The sequence below is a fragment of the bacterium 336/3 genome (assembly GCA_001281695.1).
Classification (GTDB): domain Bacteria; phylum Bacteroidota; class Bacteroidia; order Cytophagales; family Thermonemataceae; genus Raineya.
This window is the reverse complement of sequence record LJIE01000001.1, coordinates 3,714,634-3,728,649: the sequence shown is the minus strand read 5'-3', so window position 1 is coordinate 3,728,649 and position 14,016 is coordinate 3,714,634. Positions and strand designations below refer to the sequence as shown.

12 protein-coding genes and 2 tRNA genes are annotated in these 14,016 nt (G+C 33.4%); 10 read left to right on the top strand and 4 right to left on the bottom strand.

From position 1 onward, the window contains the following. Positions 1 to 69: 69 nt before the first annotated feature. Positions 70 to 450 carry a hypothetical protein gene (locus AD998_17450; protein KOY87675.1) on the bottom strand — a complete coding sequence of 127 codons (381 nt, stop codon included), beginning with the start codon at positions 448 to 450 and terminating at the stop codon, positions 70 to 72. A gap of 144 nt (positions 451 to 594) precedes the next feature. Between AD998_17450 and AD998_17445 the strand changes: the two genes are divergently transcribed. The 4 genes from AD998_17445 to AD998_17430 all read left to right on the top strand — a co-directional run bounded on the left by AD998_17445 (position 595) and on the right by AD998_17430 (position 3,943). Next, positions 595 to 1,395: a spfh domain, band 7 family protein gene (locus AD998_17445; GenBank protein ID KOY87674.1), complete on the top strand. Its 801-nt coding sequence runs from the start codon at positions 595 to 597 to the stop codon at positions 1,393 to 1,395. A 108-nt stretch (positions 1,396 to 1,503) separates the two neighbouring features. After that, on the top strand, positions 1,504 to 2,736 hold the full coding sequence (locus AD998_17440) for a phosphohydrolase (GenBank protein KOY88269.1): 1,233 nt from the start codon (positions 1,504 to 1,506) through the stop codon (positions 2,734 to 2,736). 63 nt (positions 2,737 to 2,799) lie between these two features. Further along, entirely contained in the window at positions 2,800 to 3,366 is a 567-nt protein-coding gene (locus AD998_17435) for a hypothetical protein (protein ID KOY87673.1), read from the top strand. 118 nt (positions 3,367 to 3,484) lie between these two features. Further along, on the top strand, positions 3,485 to 3,943 hold the full coding sequence (locus tag AD998_17430) for a hypothetical protein (GenBank protein ID KOY87672.1): 459 nt from the start codon (positions 3,485 to 3,487) through the stop codon (positions 3,941 to 3,943). A gap of 113 nt (positions 3,944 to 4,056) precedes the next feature. Here AD998_17430 and AD998_17425 read toward each other — a convergent pair whose 3' ends face one another. The 3 genes from AD998_17425 to AD998_17415 form a co-directional block, all read right to left on the bottom strand. Beyond that, positions 4,057 to 4,341, bottom strand: a complete 285-nt coding sequence (locus AD998_17425) for a hypothetical protein (GenBank protein KOY87671.1) — start codon at positions 4,339 to 4,341, stop codon at positions 4,057 to 4,059. Between the two features lie 165 nt (positions 4,342 to 4,506). Beyond that, complete coding sequence (locus AD998_17420) at positions 4,507 to 5,148, bottom strand: hypothetical protein (GenBank protein ID KOY87670.1); 642 nt, start codon at positions 5,146 to 5,148, stop codon at positions 4,507 to 4,509. Between the two features lie 4 nt (positions 5,149 to 5,152). Continuing rightward, on the bottom strand, positions 5,153 to 6,748 hold the full coding sequence (locus AD998_17415) for a hypothetical protein (GenBank protein KOY87669.1): 1,596 nt from the start codon (positions 6,746 to 6,748) through the stop codon (positions 5,153 to 5,155). Between the two features lie 91 nt (positions 6,749 to 6,839). Between AD998_17415 and AD998_17410 the strand changes: the two genes are divergently transcribed. The 6 genes from AD998_17410 to AD998_17385 all read left to right on the top strand — a co-directional run bounded on the left by AD998_17410 (position 6,840) and on the right by AD998_17385 (position 13,316). After that, the gene (locus AD998_17410) at positions 6,840 to 7,793 is read left to right on the top strand and encodes a 5,10-methylenetetrahydrofolate reductase (GenBank protein KOY87668.1); all 954 of its coding nucleotides are present in this window, start codon (positions 6,840 to 6,842) and stop codon (positions 7,791 to 7,793) included. A 6-nt stretch (positions 7,794 to 7,799) separates the two neighbouring features. Next, positions 7,800 to 8,987, top strand: coding sequence for an aminotransferase class III (locus AD998_17405; GenBank protein ID KOY87667.1), 1,188 nt, complete (start codon positions 7,800 to 7,802; stop codon positions 8,985 to 8,987). A 96-nt stretch (positions 8,988 to 9,083) separates the two neighbouring features. Next, positions 9,084 to 11,498, top strand: a complete 2,415-nt coding sequence (locus AD998_17400) for a transketolase (GenBank protein KOY87666.1) — start codon at positions 9,084 to 9,086, stop codon at positions 11,496 to 11,498. 217 nt (positions 11,499 to 11,715) lie between these two features. Beyond that, positions 11,716 to 11,789 (top strand) — tRNA-Trp (locus tag AD998_17395). Between the two features lie 26 nt (positions 11,790 to 11,815). Next, positions 11,816 to 11,889 (top strand) — tRNA-Trp (locus tag AD998_17390). A 23-nt stretch (positions 11,890 to 11,912) separates the two neighbouring features. Then, complete coding sequence (locus AD998_17385; GenBank protein KOY87665.1) at positions 11,913 to 13,316, top strand: anthranilate synthase; 1,404 nt, start codon at positions 11,913 to 11,915, stop codon at positions 13,314 to 13,316. The last annotated feature ends 700 nt before the right edge of the window (positions 13,317 to 14,016 follow it).

The following is a 14,016-nucleotide window of genomic DNA, read 5'->3' as shown; positions in this document are numbered from 1 at the left end:
TTGATTGTATAAAGGTATTCTTGCAAAGAAAAGAATTTTTTTTGTCTTTTTTGCAAAAAAACTAACATTTTAGAAAGGGAGGTCGTCTGAATCGTTAGAAGACGCAAGAATATCCAAGTTTAATTTCTCTTCTTGGAAATTTACACTTTCCGATTTGCTGGTTTCATAGTCTTTTTTAGAATTATTGTCTATTTGATAAGCTGTAATATCAGAATACCATTTGTTATTATATTCTCTTGAAGCAACACTAAACATAATTCTCACCTCATCACCCACTTCCACACCATCCAATTGGCTGAGTTTATCATTCCAAATGCTAAAACATATTTTTTTGGGATAGGCTTCTGCAGTTTCTACTACAAAATCTTGCTTTTTCCATTCTCCATTTTTACTTGACCCTGTTTGGGTTTCTAAGATTTTTACAATTTTTCCTTTAGTCTCAAAGCTCATAATATATCATATTTTAGTTAGTCAAAAATACAAAAAAGTACTATTTATTACAAGCATTTTTATTTTTTTCATTTTAGATAAAACAACTATTAAATAAAATAGTTATACTATTGCATAAAACTTTCATTCTAAATCTATATTCCTATGAAAAAGTATCTGTTTTTTTTACTTGTGATAAGTTTGTTATCGTCTTGTGTGGCTATCAAACAAGATGAAGTAGGGTTTAAACGCAGGTTTGGGAGGCTTTCTGATAGAATGCTTACCAGTGGTTTGCATGGTGTAAATCCTTTTACAACTGTTCTGATTCGTGTACCTGTCAGAACTATGAATCTGACCGTAACAGCCGATTTACCCACCAAAGAAGGTTTAACTGTAAAAACTGAAGTTTCTTTATTATACCATGTTCAAAGAGAAAAAATACCTTCTATACTTAAAGAAATAGGTGAAAACTACGAAAATACAGTCATTGCCCCCACATTTCGTTCCGTTATTCGTGATGTAAGTTCTCGTTTTGTAGCAAAAGATTTACACACAGCAGAAAGAGCTACTATTGAGCGTACCATAGCCGAAGATTTATCTAAATTTTTAGAAGGTAAAGGTTTTATAATTGAAGCTGTGTTACTTAAAAATATCCAACTACCCACAAGTTTGGTCAATGCTATTGAAGCCAAATTGCAAGCTGAACAAGAAGCCCAAAGAATGCAATTTGTATTGGACAGAGAACGCCTTGAAGCTGAACGCCGTAAAATAGAAGCAGGAGGTATCCGAGATGCTCAGAAAATACTATCAGAAGGACTTAATCCGTTTATTTTGCAATATCAGTACATTCAGGCATGGAAAGAACTTGCCAATTCGCCCAATTCTAAAGTCATCATTACAGATGGCAAAACACCCTATTTACTTCAAACTGATGATAAAAATACCAATGTTAGTCCTAAAAAATAAACATCAAAATAGCTGAATGATTCGATTAAATAGTCGTGGGCTTTGCTACGACTATTTTGCATTTTAGGCAAAATTAAGCTATATTTGTTCATCATCCATCAACTACTTATAGCTTTGAGTTCCAAACAAGGAAAAATTCTCAATGACCCTGTTCATGGGTTTATCAAAATACCACAAGGCTTAATATTCGAGCTGATTGAACATCCATATTTCCAACGTTTACGCCGTATCAGACAACTGGGACTGACGGATTTTGTGTACCCTGGGGCTTTGCATACCCGTTTTCATCATGCTTTGGGGGTAATGCACCTGATGGGCGTAGCCTTAGATACCTTACAAGCCAAAGGGCATAATATTACAGACGAAGAACGAGAAGCAGCCCAAATAGCAGCCCTTTTACACGACATTGGACACAGTCCTCTTTCACATGCTTTAGAATCTACGATTTTGCAAGGTGTTCATCATGAGAAGCTCTCGCTTCTGATTATGGAAAAACTCAATGAACAGTTTCAAGGAGCTTTAAGTGTTGCCATTCAGATATTCACAAATCAGTATCCTAAAAAATTCCTGTTTCAGCTTGTGAGCAGTCAGTTGGATGTGGATAGACTCGATTATCTGCAACGAGATTGTTTTTTTACAGGCGTTTCGGAAGGGGCTATTGGAGGCGATAGAATTCTGAAAATGTTGGATGTTTATGAAAATAACTTGGTAATTGAAGAAAAAGGTATTTATAGTATTGAAAATTTCTTGACTGCTCGTAGACTTATGTATTGGCAGGTGTATCTGCATAAAACCACCATCAGTACAGAACAAATGATTGTACAGGCGATTTTGAGGGCAAAATATCTGGCTCAACATGGCGAAAATATATTTGCAAGCCCAAGTTTGAGTTTGTTTATGAACCAAGAAGTAAAACTGGAAGATTTTAAAGAAAATAAAGAATATTTGGAGGCTTTTGCCCAACTCGATGACTACGATATTTGGGGAGCTATGAAAATCTGGCAACACAACAAAGATATTATTCTTTCGAATATCTGTAAAATGATTTTAGACAGAAAACTCTTTAAAATTATTCTCTCTTCTGAAACTATTAGCCCTGAACTTATTGAGGAGAAGAAAACACAAATTGTTGAAAATTACCACATTCCTAAAAAAGATGTTGGTTGTTTTGTAATCAGTGGTACTACCAAAAATATGGCATATCAGGAAAACTCCAACCCAATTTTAATATTGACCAAGAAAAGAGGTATTTTGGATATATCGAAAGCCTCTGACCTGCCCAATATCAAAGCCCTCACCAAAATCGTGAAAAAGTATTATTTATGCTTTGCAAAAGTCTAAAATACATTTATGAGTGAATACAGATTAGACGCATACTTCTTGAATAAGAAAAATCTAAAGAAGATGATAGGCTCAAAAGATGAAAAATTGAAAGAAAGAATTATAAAGTCGAATCTTTTATTAGATTTTTTTGAAAAGAAGAAAAAAAAAGTTTTGAAAATCACAAATAAGCTCATTGATGGTGAAAAATATGAAAAATCGCCTCAAGGAACTACCTTTGCTATTTGGTTATTGATTGATACTTTGGCAATTTCAAGACCTAAATTGCCCCTGATTCCTTACCCTTTTATAGATTTATACGATTTTATAGACGTTCTTAAAAAGAAGAAAAAAAAGAAATACCCTAACCTAATCAAAATTTTTGAAGCTATCAATGGTAAAAATACAGATTTTGAGTTACCAATTTCTGTAAAAGAATGGGCAATACTCCCAACAATAACATTTATAGAACAGATTAATGAAAAAACAGCTTATGAAGCTAAGAAAATGAAAGAAGACTTTGAAAATGAAGCAAAATGGACTTTCGATTTTGATGATGAACCTAATGATATTTTACAAGTTTTAGATTGGTTTTTGGAGGCAAACGAGAAAAATAAAAGTATTTGTTTGGTGATGGATGGGGATTTATAATACCTTGAAAAAGTATGATTTATGCTTTGCTCAAAGATTGTGAAAAATTATTTTATAAACATATTAAATATCCTAGTTCAATCTTAAAACAATTTTTTGGTATATTTCGTTACTTAGCATGAATAAAATATTTCAAATTATGAAAAAAGCTATAACACTTTTATTAATCATTGCCATACTTGTTGGCTGTAAAAAAGAGGAGAATAAGATATATCTCAATGCTAAAATCACTCCTAGTATCACATTCAATAATTCTTATAAAGTAGGAGAAAGAATAAACTTTCATATCGTAATAGAACCTGATACCCAATGTCAATTGGAAGCTGTTGATATAGATTTAGTTGCTTATAAACCTGATGGAAGTTTTGTATTTTTGTTTAGTGTACCCACAGTAGAGTTTGATCCCACTAATAAAAAGCATACAGTTTATAGTTCTGTTGATATCAAGAATAAAGATGAGAATGGAGCGGAGATTTATTCTAAAGGAACAATTATATACAAATTAATCTATAAATCGGGATGTGATAATGATAGTGGTGTAATAAAAAATCTAGCAGAATTTGATATACTACCTTAAATCCTAACCTAAATCGTAAAAAAGTATTATTTGTGCTTTGCTAGGAGATTGTTAAAAGGGTGAATCTAGAACTTTACACGCCATAGGAGTTATAAATAACTTAAAAAAGTTTATCATACAATATTTTTTTTAAGAAAATCTATAATTTTTACACCTAAAGACATACTCATTTTATCAAGAGAAGTCTCTACTTCCAAAGTATAATCATTATCCTCTGAAAAAAATAGTTCAATGTATCCATTGCCTTTACCTTTATAATTTAGAATTTTTAGTTTAAAAAAAGTATCAGATTCTTTTTCTATAATCAATTCTTTCTCAAAATGCTTTTTGAGTAAATCTATAATAGTTTCTTTATTGAAACTCTCATCAAAGTTTATTGTATCTCCAAAGATTCCCATAAGCTTTCCAAAAGATATATTATTTAGCTAATTTATAATCCTGAGTATCTGTACTAGTATCAGTAGTCCATTGACAAACATAGCCATTTTTGTCCTACAAAATAACTATCTTTGGGTTGATATTAAACCAACCCAAAGATAAAATATCTACTTGATTTTTAAGAATTAAAATGAAAATGATGTAAATTTTCTTTTATCAAAAAAGCGTAATGAAAGAGGATTTTTTATTAAACTTTCCAAGTATTCTTGAAAAGAAATAGGTTTATAACTAGTATAATCTGCACCATAATCATCTCCAATAATAACTTCAAATGATTCCTCATCTTTATTTACTGAAAGCATGATAGGATAATAATATCTCCAAGCATCTAATAAATATAAATTTTCTTCTTCTTCACTATCTTCATCAATAAGATATTGTGTTCCTAACAATACATCATCTAAAGGACGAATGTAGAGATGTCTGATAGAATCATTTCTTTTGATAGCATCATTTAGTATCCAATCAGTTTTATTGTCATCACAAAAACTGCCCCATTCAATAAACTCATTACTCCAAACTTTCCCTTTCTCTATACCACTTTTTTCAGTTTCCAAATTGACTTGATATGCTCGATAAGAAATCCCATTACATTGTCTATAAAAAGACTTAATTGAGGAATCAAGTTCAAATCCAAACTTATTTTCGACTTTTTTTATAATCTCTTCTGAAACAGGTTCATTCATTTTAAAATGAAGTATCTTAATAGAAGGACTGTCTATTTCTAACTGAATTTTTTGTAAAAAAGCTTCTTTGAAATTTTCCATAATCTTATGTTTTTTTATTTTTCAAAATAATTTTCTTTCCTAAAGCATAAATTGCAAGCCCTATAACCATCAGACAAGCTAGTCTGCCTAAATAATCGCCATAAAGGACATAAAACGTTGTGCCTTCGTAGGTTTGGGTGTTGCCCAAAAGAGTAGTTCGTCGGTTGTAAGGAATAGTTTTTCCTATTTCTCCTTTGGGGTTTATAAAACCCGAAACGCCCATATTGGAGCAATGTATCATGCTTTTTCGGGTTTCGATGCTACGTAAAGCTCCCAGATACAAGTGGTGTTCTTGCCAAGGGGTATCACCGAGCCAACCATCGTTGGTGATGGTACACAATATATTAGCACCTCTTTTTACAAAACCTGCTGTAAACTCCCCATACATAGACTCGTAGCAAATAACAGGAGCTATTTTTGCTTTTTGTGTTTCAAAAACTCTCTGTTCTTTGCCTGTTCCCAGCAGAAAAAACTGAGCCCCAACACCACTGATGAAGTCTTTCAGAAAAAAAGTATATTCTGGAAATGGAATAGTCTCTACACCAGGGACTAAAACCATTTTTTTGTAAACCTCAAAAGTGTCTTTATCTTTTTGCATCAAAACGGCCACATTAAAATCTTCATAAAAAGCATGTACGGATTTTTCGTAAACACTTGTTGGGCTTTGTTGTGTTTTGTAATATGCTCTCGTACTGATACCAAAAAGAAGGTCTTTCTGGTGTTTTTTCACAAAAGTATCCACTCTTTGAAAATTGGGAAATTTGGTAATCAGGCTTTCTGTAAAACTTTCATCAATAGCAGTCTCAGGGAACACAATTAAGTCTGTTTTTCGGGATAGATTCCTTTCACTAAGATCTAACAAAATTTTTGTTTGTTTTTCGAGTGAAATATACTGAGAACCAGAAGAAAATTTTTCTGTAAAAGGGTCTATGTTTGGTTGTACCACAAGCACTTCTATTTCGTTTTGAGCTTTGGGTAGTGGTTTTTGGTATAAATACAAAGAGAAAATAATGGGAACTACAAAATAGAAAATAATTAGGAAACTTGTTATATAATTGATATTAAGTTGTTTGTTATAGAGTTTAAAGACAAAAATATTTCCTCCTAAAATCCATAATGAGCCACCTAACACTCCTGTAAATTCGTACCATTGTACCCAAGTATTCTGATATAAAAAGGCATTGCCAAGTGTAAGCCAAATCCATGTGAGTTGCCAATTGTGGTGAAAAAACTCAAATGCAATCCAGATAACTGCAAAAAGAGGTGTGTGCCAGCGTTCGTGGAGTTGTTTTTTGACCCAAAACCAAATTCGAAAAGGAATAAGCATGACAAGTGTATTGGAAACAGAAATTACCCATAAAGCACTTGTAAGATGTACCCACCATGTAGCTATTGCATTCCAACCGAAAAGTGTAAGGAATAAGAATAAATATAAAACCTTTGTATACTTTTGAAAGTTTTCCCTGATGAATTTTTCGCCTTGCCAAATAAAAGCAAAACCTATAAAATTAAAAATAACTCCATAACCACTAAAAAAGCCTGCTGATAATGAAATGCTTGCTAAAACGATTAAAACTAATAATATAAAGTATTTTTTCACGAGCCAGAAGAATCTATAAATTTTTAGCTCTAAAATACGTCAAATTTTCAAGACTATTGTGTACTTTTGTGTAAAATTCAGCCTAAGCTTTATGACAAAAATTACCGAATACATTAAAAATAGCGATAAAACGCTTTTCTCTTTCGAGATTTTACCCCCTCTTAAAGGTGAAAGTATTCAACAATTATTCAAGGCAATTGAGCCTTTGATGGACATAAAACCCAAATTTATAGATGTAACTTATCATAGAGAGGAGTATGTTTATAAAAAACGTGAAAATGGTTTATTAGAACGTCAAAGAATTAAGAAAAGACCTGGTACAGTGGGTATTTGTGCAGCCATCATGAACTATTTTAAGATAGATGCTGTACCTCATATTATTTGTGGTGGTTTCTCAAAAGAAGAAACAGAAAATGCATTGATAGATTTACAGTTTTTAGGAATAGATAATGTATTGGTTCTCAGAGGAGATGCCATTAAGAGTGAAGGAGCATTTTTTTCAGAACCCAATGGACACGCCTATGCAAGTGAACTGTTGGAGCAAGTGGTAAAAATGAATAAAGGTAAATACCTAGAAGAAGGTTTGCAAGCTTCTGCTACCAATTTTTGTATTGGTGTAGCGGGTTACCCTGAAAAGCATTTTGAAGCACCCAATCTCAATACAGATTTAAAATATTTGAAACTCAAACAAGATTTAGGAGCAGACTATATTGTTACACAAATGTTTTTTGATAATCAAAAATACTTTGATTTTGTGGCAAAATGTAGAGAAATAGGAATTACGATTCCAATTATCCCAGGGCTTAAACCCATCACTACCAAAAAACAACTTACCGTACTTCCAAGCATTTTCCATATTGATATGCCTGATACACTTGTAAAAGCTGTTGAAAAATGCAAAACCAATGACGAAGTAAAACAAGTAGGTATAGAGTGGGGAATCCAGCAATCCAAAGAATTGATGTTTGCGGGAGTACCCGTACTACATTATTACTCTATGAGTAAATCGGATGCTGTAAAACAAATTGCTGAAGCTTTATTTTAAAGAAACATGCTTTCTCAACGTCAATTATTTTTATCGCATTTAGCACAAACCTCATCAAGCCCTTTGCTTTTGGAAATCGAAAAAGCAGAGGGTATTTATTTATATTCTCCAGAAGGGAAACCTTATATAGATTTAATTTCAGGCATTGGAGTAAGTAATGTGGGACATCGTCATCCCAAAGTTTTAGAGGCAATCAAAGCACAATTAGATAAATATTTACACCTCATGGTGTATGGTGAATATGTACAAAGTCCTCAAAATTTATTAGCCAAAAAACTTACTGAAAATCTTCCACAAAATCTTGATAATGTTTATTTTGTGAACTCTGGTAGTGAGGCTGTTGAGGGTGCTTTGAAGCTTGCCAAACGTTTTACAGGCAGACAAGAAATAATCAGTTGTTACAATGCTTATCATGGATCTTCACATGGAGCATTATCAGTAGGAGGGAGTGAAAAGTTCAAACAAGCTTATCGACCATTACTTCCAGCAATAAAGCATATTTGTTATGGAGAAATAGCAGAAATTGAAAAAATATCTGAAAAAACAGCTTGTGTAATTATTGAAACCGTACAAGGCGAAGCAGGCGTTCGGGTAGCAAGTACAGAGTACTTTCAGGCTCTTCGAAAAAAATGTACAGAAACAGGAACATTACTGATATTAGACGAAATACAAGCAGGTTTTGGGCGGACAGGCAAACTTTGGGCTTTTGAGCATTTTGGTATAGAGCCTGATATTCTGGTGCTTGCCAAAGGAATGGGGGGAGGGATGCCCATAGGAGCATTTATCGCTTCTAAAAATATTATGCATGTACTTTCTGAGAATCCTATTTTAGGACATATTACTACGTTTGGAGGGCATCCAGTGAGTTGTGTGGCTTCGCAGGCAACATTAGAAATTATTTTAGAAGAAAAGCTACTTGAAACAGTTGAGAAAAAAGCTGATTTGTTTAAAAAATTACTCAAACATCCTAAAATCTTAAACATCAGAAATAAAGGACTGATGATGGCAGCCGAGTTTGAAAGTTTTGAAGTGTTAAAGCCCATTATTGATAAAGCCATAGAACTTGGAGTCATTACAGACTGGTTTTTATTTTGTGATAATTCCATGCGTATTGCTCCGCCTCTTACCATTACAGAGGCCGAAATTGAGAAGGCTTGTGAGCTAATTTTAGAAGCATGTGAAAGAGAAGTTTAAATTTTGGCAGACCAAATATTTTTTGGTAAATTGCCATCTCATTCATAAAAGACCAAATAAAAAGCAAATTGTATAACCAAACGCAAAATAGTTATTATGAGTATTTACATTCAGAATACAGCGACAGGCATTAGCCTTACCAAAGAAGACATCCTTAAGGACTATCAATTAGTATGCGAAAGTAGGGAAGCAAGTTTGATGGGGCGTAAAGAGGTTTTTATGGGTAAAGCGAAGTTTGGAATTTTTGGAGATGGAAAAGAGTTGGCACAAATAGCAATGGCTAAGGCATTTCAGGCTGGTGATTGGCGTTCGGGATATTACAGAGATCAAACTTTTATGTTTGCTATTGGTGAACTTACTTTAGAAGCATTTTTTGCTCAATTATATGCTGATACACAGATAGATAATGAACCAGCTACAGGAGGCAGATGTATGAACGGGCATTTTGCTTCTCGAATTTTAAATGAAGATGGTTCTTGGAAAAATTTAACAGAATTAAAAATTTCGTCTGCTGATATTTCTCCAACAGCAGGACAAATGCCTCGATTACTTGGATTGGCTTGGGCTTCAAAATTATACAGAAATAATCCAGAACTCAGAGGATTTTCGCAGTTTTCTAATAATGGAAACGAAATAGCTTTCGGAACAATCGGAAATGCTTCTTCTTCTGAAGGAATGTTTTTTGAAACAATTAATGCAGCAGGCGTATTGCAAGTACCAATGCTAATGTCAGTTTGGGATGATGAATACGGAATTTCTGTATCAAAAGAGTATCATACTACCAAACAAGATATTTCTAAAGCTCTGGCTGGTTTCCAAGAAAATGCAGATGGAAAAGGCTTTGAAATTATGAAAATCAAGGCTTGGGATTATCTAAAACTCATAGATGGTTATCAAAAAGCTGCTAAAACCTGCCGTGAAACGCATACTCCAGTGTTGATGCACATAGTGGAAGTAACTCAACAACAAGGACACTCCACCTCAGGTTCACATGAACGCTACAAATCGAAAGAGCGTTTGGATTGGGAAGCAAACTTTGACTGTAATAAAAAATTCCGTGAGTGGATACTCGAACATGGTGTAGCAACCATAGTAGAACTTTCAGAAATAGAAAACAATGCAAAAGAAAAAGTACGCCAAGCAAAAACAACAGCTTGGAATAACTTTTTACAATCTGTAAAATACTACCAAATAGATACAAACAATGCTCTTACAAAAGCGATTGAACAGAACCCAACTCATCAGGCTGTTTTAGAGCAAATCAGAAAAGAGTTAGAAACAACGATCAATCCCATCAAAAAAGATTCGATAGTTGCCATCAAAAAAGCATTAAGAGTACTACGTTTTGAGAATCAAAGCAAGAAAAATGTGCTTTTGAATGTTTTAGAAGAAAAATTAGAATTGGCTAAAGATGAATATAACTCATTCTTATACAGCCAATCAGAAAAAAATGCTATGTTTGTTGATGAGGTAAAACCTCATTATTCAGAAGATTCTAAAATGGTAGATGGAAGAGAGGTTTTGCAGGCAAACTTTGATGCAATTTTCTCAAATAATCCTTTGGTAGTAGCTTTTGGCGAAGATGTTGGTAAAATAGGAGATGTAAATCAGGGTTTTGCAGGTTTACAAGAGAAATTCGGAGAAATTCGTATCACAGATACAAGTATCAGAGAATGTACAATTTTAGGACAAGGAATAGGTGCTGCTTTACGTGGATTACGCCCCATTGCCGAAATACAATATCTTGATTATTTGTTGTATGCAATTCAAATAATGTCTGATGATTTGGCTTGTTTGCAATACAGAACAAAAGGAGGACAAAAATCTCCTGTGATTATTCGTACTCGTGGGCATAGATTGGAAGGTATTTGGCATTCAGGTTCTCCAATAGGCATGATACTACACTCTATTCGTGGTATTAGAGTACTTGTACCTCGTAACATGACCATTGCAGCAGGTTTTTATAATACCATGTTACAATCTGATGAACCTGCATTAATTATAGAATGTTTAAATGGCTATCGTCTCAAAGAAAAAATGCCTGATAATTTAGGTGAATTTACTATTCCTTTGGGTGTGCCAGAAACTTTACGAGAAGGAACAGATGTAACCATTGTTACGTATGGTTCTATGTGTAGAGTTGTGATGGATGCAGCAGAGCAACTTGCTGAGGTGGGAATTAGTGCAGAAGTCATAGATGTACAAACACTTCTTCCTTTTGATGTGGATAACCATATATTAGAATCAGTGAAGAAAACTAACCGAGTTGTATTTGCTGATGAAGACGTTGAGGGTGGAGCTTCAGCATTTATGATGCAACAGGTTTTAGACAAAGAAGGAGCTTATCAATACCTTGATTCTAAACCTATTACAATCCATGCTCAAGACCATAGGGCAGCATATGCTTCGGATGGAGATTATTTTTCTAAACCCAATGCCGAAGAAATTTTTGATAAAATTTACGCTATGATGAGTGAAACGAATCCAACACAATTCCCAAGTTTGTATTAAGATTCTTTCAAAAAATTTGGAGGATTAAAAAATAAAATCTATCATTGCAACATAATAACTAAACAACATAACATATTTGATGAATACTATTCAAAAATATTTTGTAGCTACTTGGCAAGGCAATCCAACCGATTGCAAACAGGCTGCTATGTAATATTTAACTTAACAATATTCTTTTGAAAGAGGCTTTCTGTTTGCAGAAAGCCTCTTTTATTTTACAGAGTTGGTCTAATGGCAAGACGTTTGTCTCCAAAACAAATCACGGAGGTTCGATTCCTTCACTCTGTGCTAATAAATACTTAAACTAAAACCTTTTTACAGAGTTGGTCTAAAGGTAAGACGTTTGTCTCCAAAATAAATTATGGGGGTTCGAATCCCTCACTCTGTGCAAGATTCACATAAAAAATGAGCTTTATGAAATTAAAACTGAAAACCAACTACAAACAATTACTAGCAGATACAGTAACACCTGTAAGTATTTATCTGAAACTGAGAGATAAATTTGCAAACTCTATTTTGCTAGAAAGTTCTGATTACCATGGCAATGAAAATAGTTTTTCATATATATGTTTTCACCCAATAGCTCGTTTTGAGGTAAAAAACAATACTATTCTTACACAATACCCTAAGGTAAAAGCAGAAGCAGAGCCTATTACAACTCCCAAACAAGTAGTAAATGCTCTTGATATATTTGCTAAGAGTTTTGAAGTAGAAAAGAACCCTTTCAATTTTATCAATAACGGATTATTTGGTTACATGGCTTATGATGCTGTCAAATACTTTGAAGATGTCGAAATCAAAGATTTTGAAAGCGACAGCAGAAAAATACCAACCATTATCTATCAGGTTTATCAATACGTGATTGCCATCAACCATTTTAATAACGAATTGTATATTTTTGAACATCTTTTAGAAGATGAAAAGAGTCATCTGCAAGAAATCGAGAATCTTATTTTTAACAGAAATATCCCTCAGTATCATTTTAAACTTACCAATGACGAGTCATCTAATTTTACAGATTCCGAATTTTTAGAAGTGATAGAAAAAGCCAAAGAACACTGCAGGTTGGGAGATGTTTTTCAGATGGTGCTTTCAAGAAGATTTGAACAGAGTTTTCAAGGTGATGAGTTCAATGTCTATAGAGCTTTGCGTTCAGTTAATCCATCTCCATATCTTTTTTATTTTGATTATGGAAGTTTTAAAATATTTGGCTCTTCACCTGAAGCTCAAATAGTTGTGAAAGGAAATAAAGCAAGTATATTTCCTATTGCAGGTACTTTTAAACGTACAGGTGATGATCAAGCCGATTTGGTTTTGGCTCAAAAACTTTTTGATGACCCCAAAGAAAATGCTGAACATGTGATGCTTGTTGATTTGGCTCGTAACGATTTGAGCAGAAATGGAAACCACGTAAACGTTGAAACTTTCAAAGAAATACAATACTATTCACATGTAATTCATTTGGTTTCTAAAGTTTCAGCTGAAACACACCAAAATACTATCACCCTGCAATTAGTAGCAGATACTTTTCCTGCTGGTACACTTTCAGGAGCTCCCAAACACAAAGCTATGCAACTCATCAATGAGTACGAACATGGAAATAGAGGATATTATGGTGGGTGTATAGGTTTCTTGGGTTTTAATGGTGATTTTAACCAAGCCATCATGATACGCTCATTTTTAAGTAAAAATAATACACTTTACTTTCAGGCTGGGGCAGGTGTAGTAGCCAAATCGGATACACAAAGCGAATTGCAAGAGGTAAATAATAAATTGGGAGCTTTAAGAAAAGCAATCCAATGGGCAGAGAAAGTATAAAAAAAGCCTCTAAGAATTCTTAGAGGCTTTTTTTGTTATATATTTTTATTGAATTACGATTTTGATTTGTTGGCGGGTTTTTCCATTGTTTATTTCTAAAATATACACACCTTTTGCCAATCCTTTTACATCCAATTCTTGAGTTTTTGTTCTTCTATTAGAAAACTCTTGAGAGCCTTGTAATATTTCCTGTCCTAACGAACTGATTAATCGATATTGTACTTGAGTATCTTCAAAACTTGTAATTTCAATATTTAATTTATCAGAAGTAGGATTTGGATAAGCATTGATAGTTGTTCCTACACCCCAATTAGCAGAAATTATATTGCTATAATATGATTTATTATCATTTTCAATAATACGTAAACGATAATAATTTTCACCCATTTTAGGCTGATTATCATACAAAATGTATGAACCATTGTTTGTTGCATCTGCATCTCCAATTGCAAAAAACTCTTTGCCATCTAAACTTTTTTCTACAACAAAATTATCAATATTAATTTCCGAAGCTGTTTTCCAAGTTATACGTACACGATTTGTTTCTGAAATAGCTTGCAAACTAATGAGCTTCACAGGTAGTGGATTTGGAGGCAAACCCATACCCAAACCAGAAAAACCATTGCTAAAACCACTTTCTATCCAGAAATCTGTACCATAAGTACCTTGAGTTGTTGGTGAACCTGTTGTGGATGCACCT

Excerpts from the sequence above, each read along its gene's own strand:
- AD998_17420 (KOY87670.1), bottom strand. The coding sequence starts at position 5,148 with ATGGAAAATTTCAAAGAAGCTTTTTTACAAAAAATTCAGTTAGAAATA.
- AD998_17425 (KOY87671.1), bottom strand. The coding sequence starts at position 4,341 with ATGGGAATCTTTGGAGATACAATAAACTTTGATGAGAGTTTCAATAAA.
- AD998_17385 (KOY87665.1), top strand. The coding sequence starts at position 11,913 with ATGAAATTAAAACTGAAAACCAACTACAAACAATTACTAGCAGATACA.
- AD998_17405 (KOY87667.1), top strand. The coding sequence starts at position 7,800 with ATGCTTTCTCAACGTCAATTATTTTTATCGCATTTAGCACAAACCTCA.
- AD998_17450 (KOY87675.1), bottom strand. The coding sequence starts at position 450 with ATGAGCTTTGAGACTAAAGGAAAAATTGTAAAAATCTTAGAAACCCAA.
- AD998_17400 (KOY87666.1), top strand. The coding sequence starts at position 9,084 with ATGAGTATTTACATTCAGAATACAGCGACAGGCATTAGCCTTACCAAA.
- AD998_17445 (KOY87674.1), top strand. The coding sequence starts at position 595 with ATGAAAAAGTATCTGTTTTTTTTACTTGTGATAAGTTTGTTATCGTCT.
- AD998_17435 (KOY87673.1), top strand. The coding sequence starts at position 2,800 with ATGATAGGCTCAAAAGATGAAAAATTGAAAGAAAGAATTATAAAGTCG.
- AD998_17410 (KOY87668.1), top strand. The coding sequence starts at position 6,840 with ATGACAAAAATTACCGAATACATTAAAAATAGCGATAAAACGCTTTTC.
- AD998_17430 (KOY87672.1), top strand. The coding sequence starts at position 3,485 with ATGAATAAAATATTTCAAATTATGAAAAAAGCTATAACACTTTTATTA.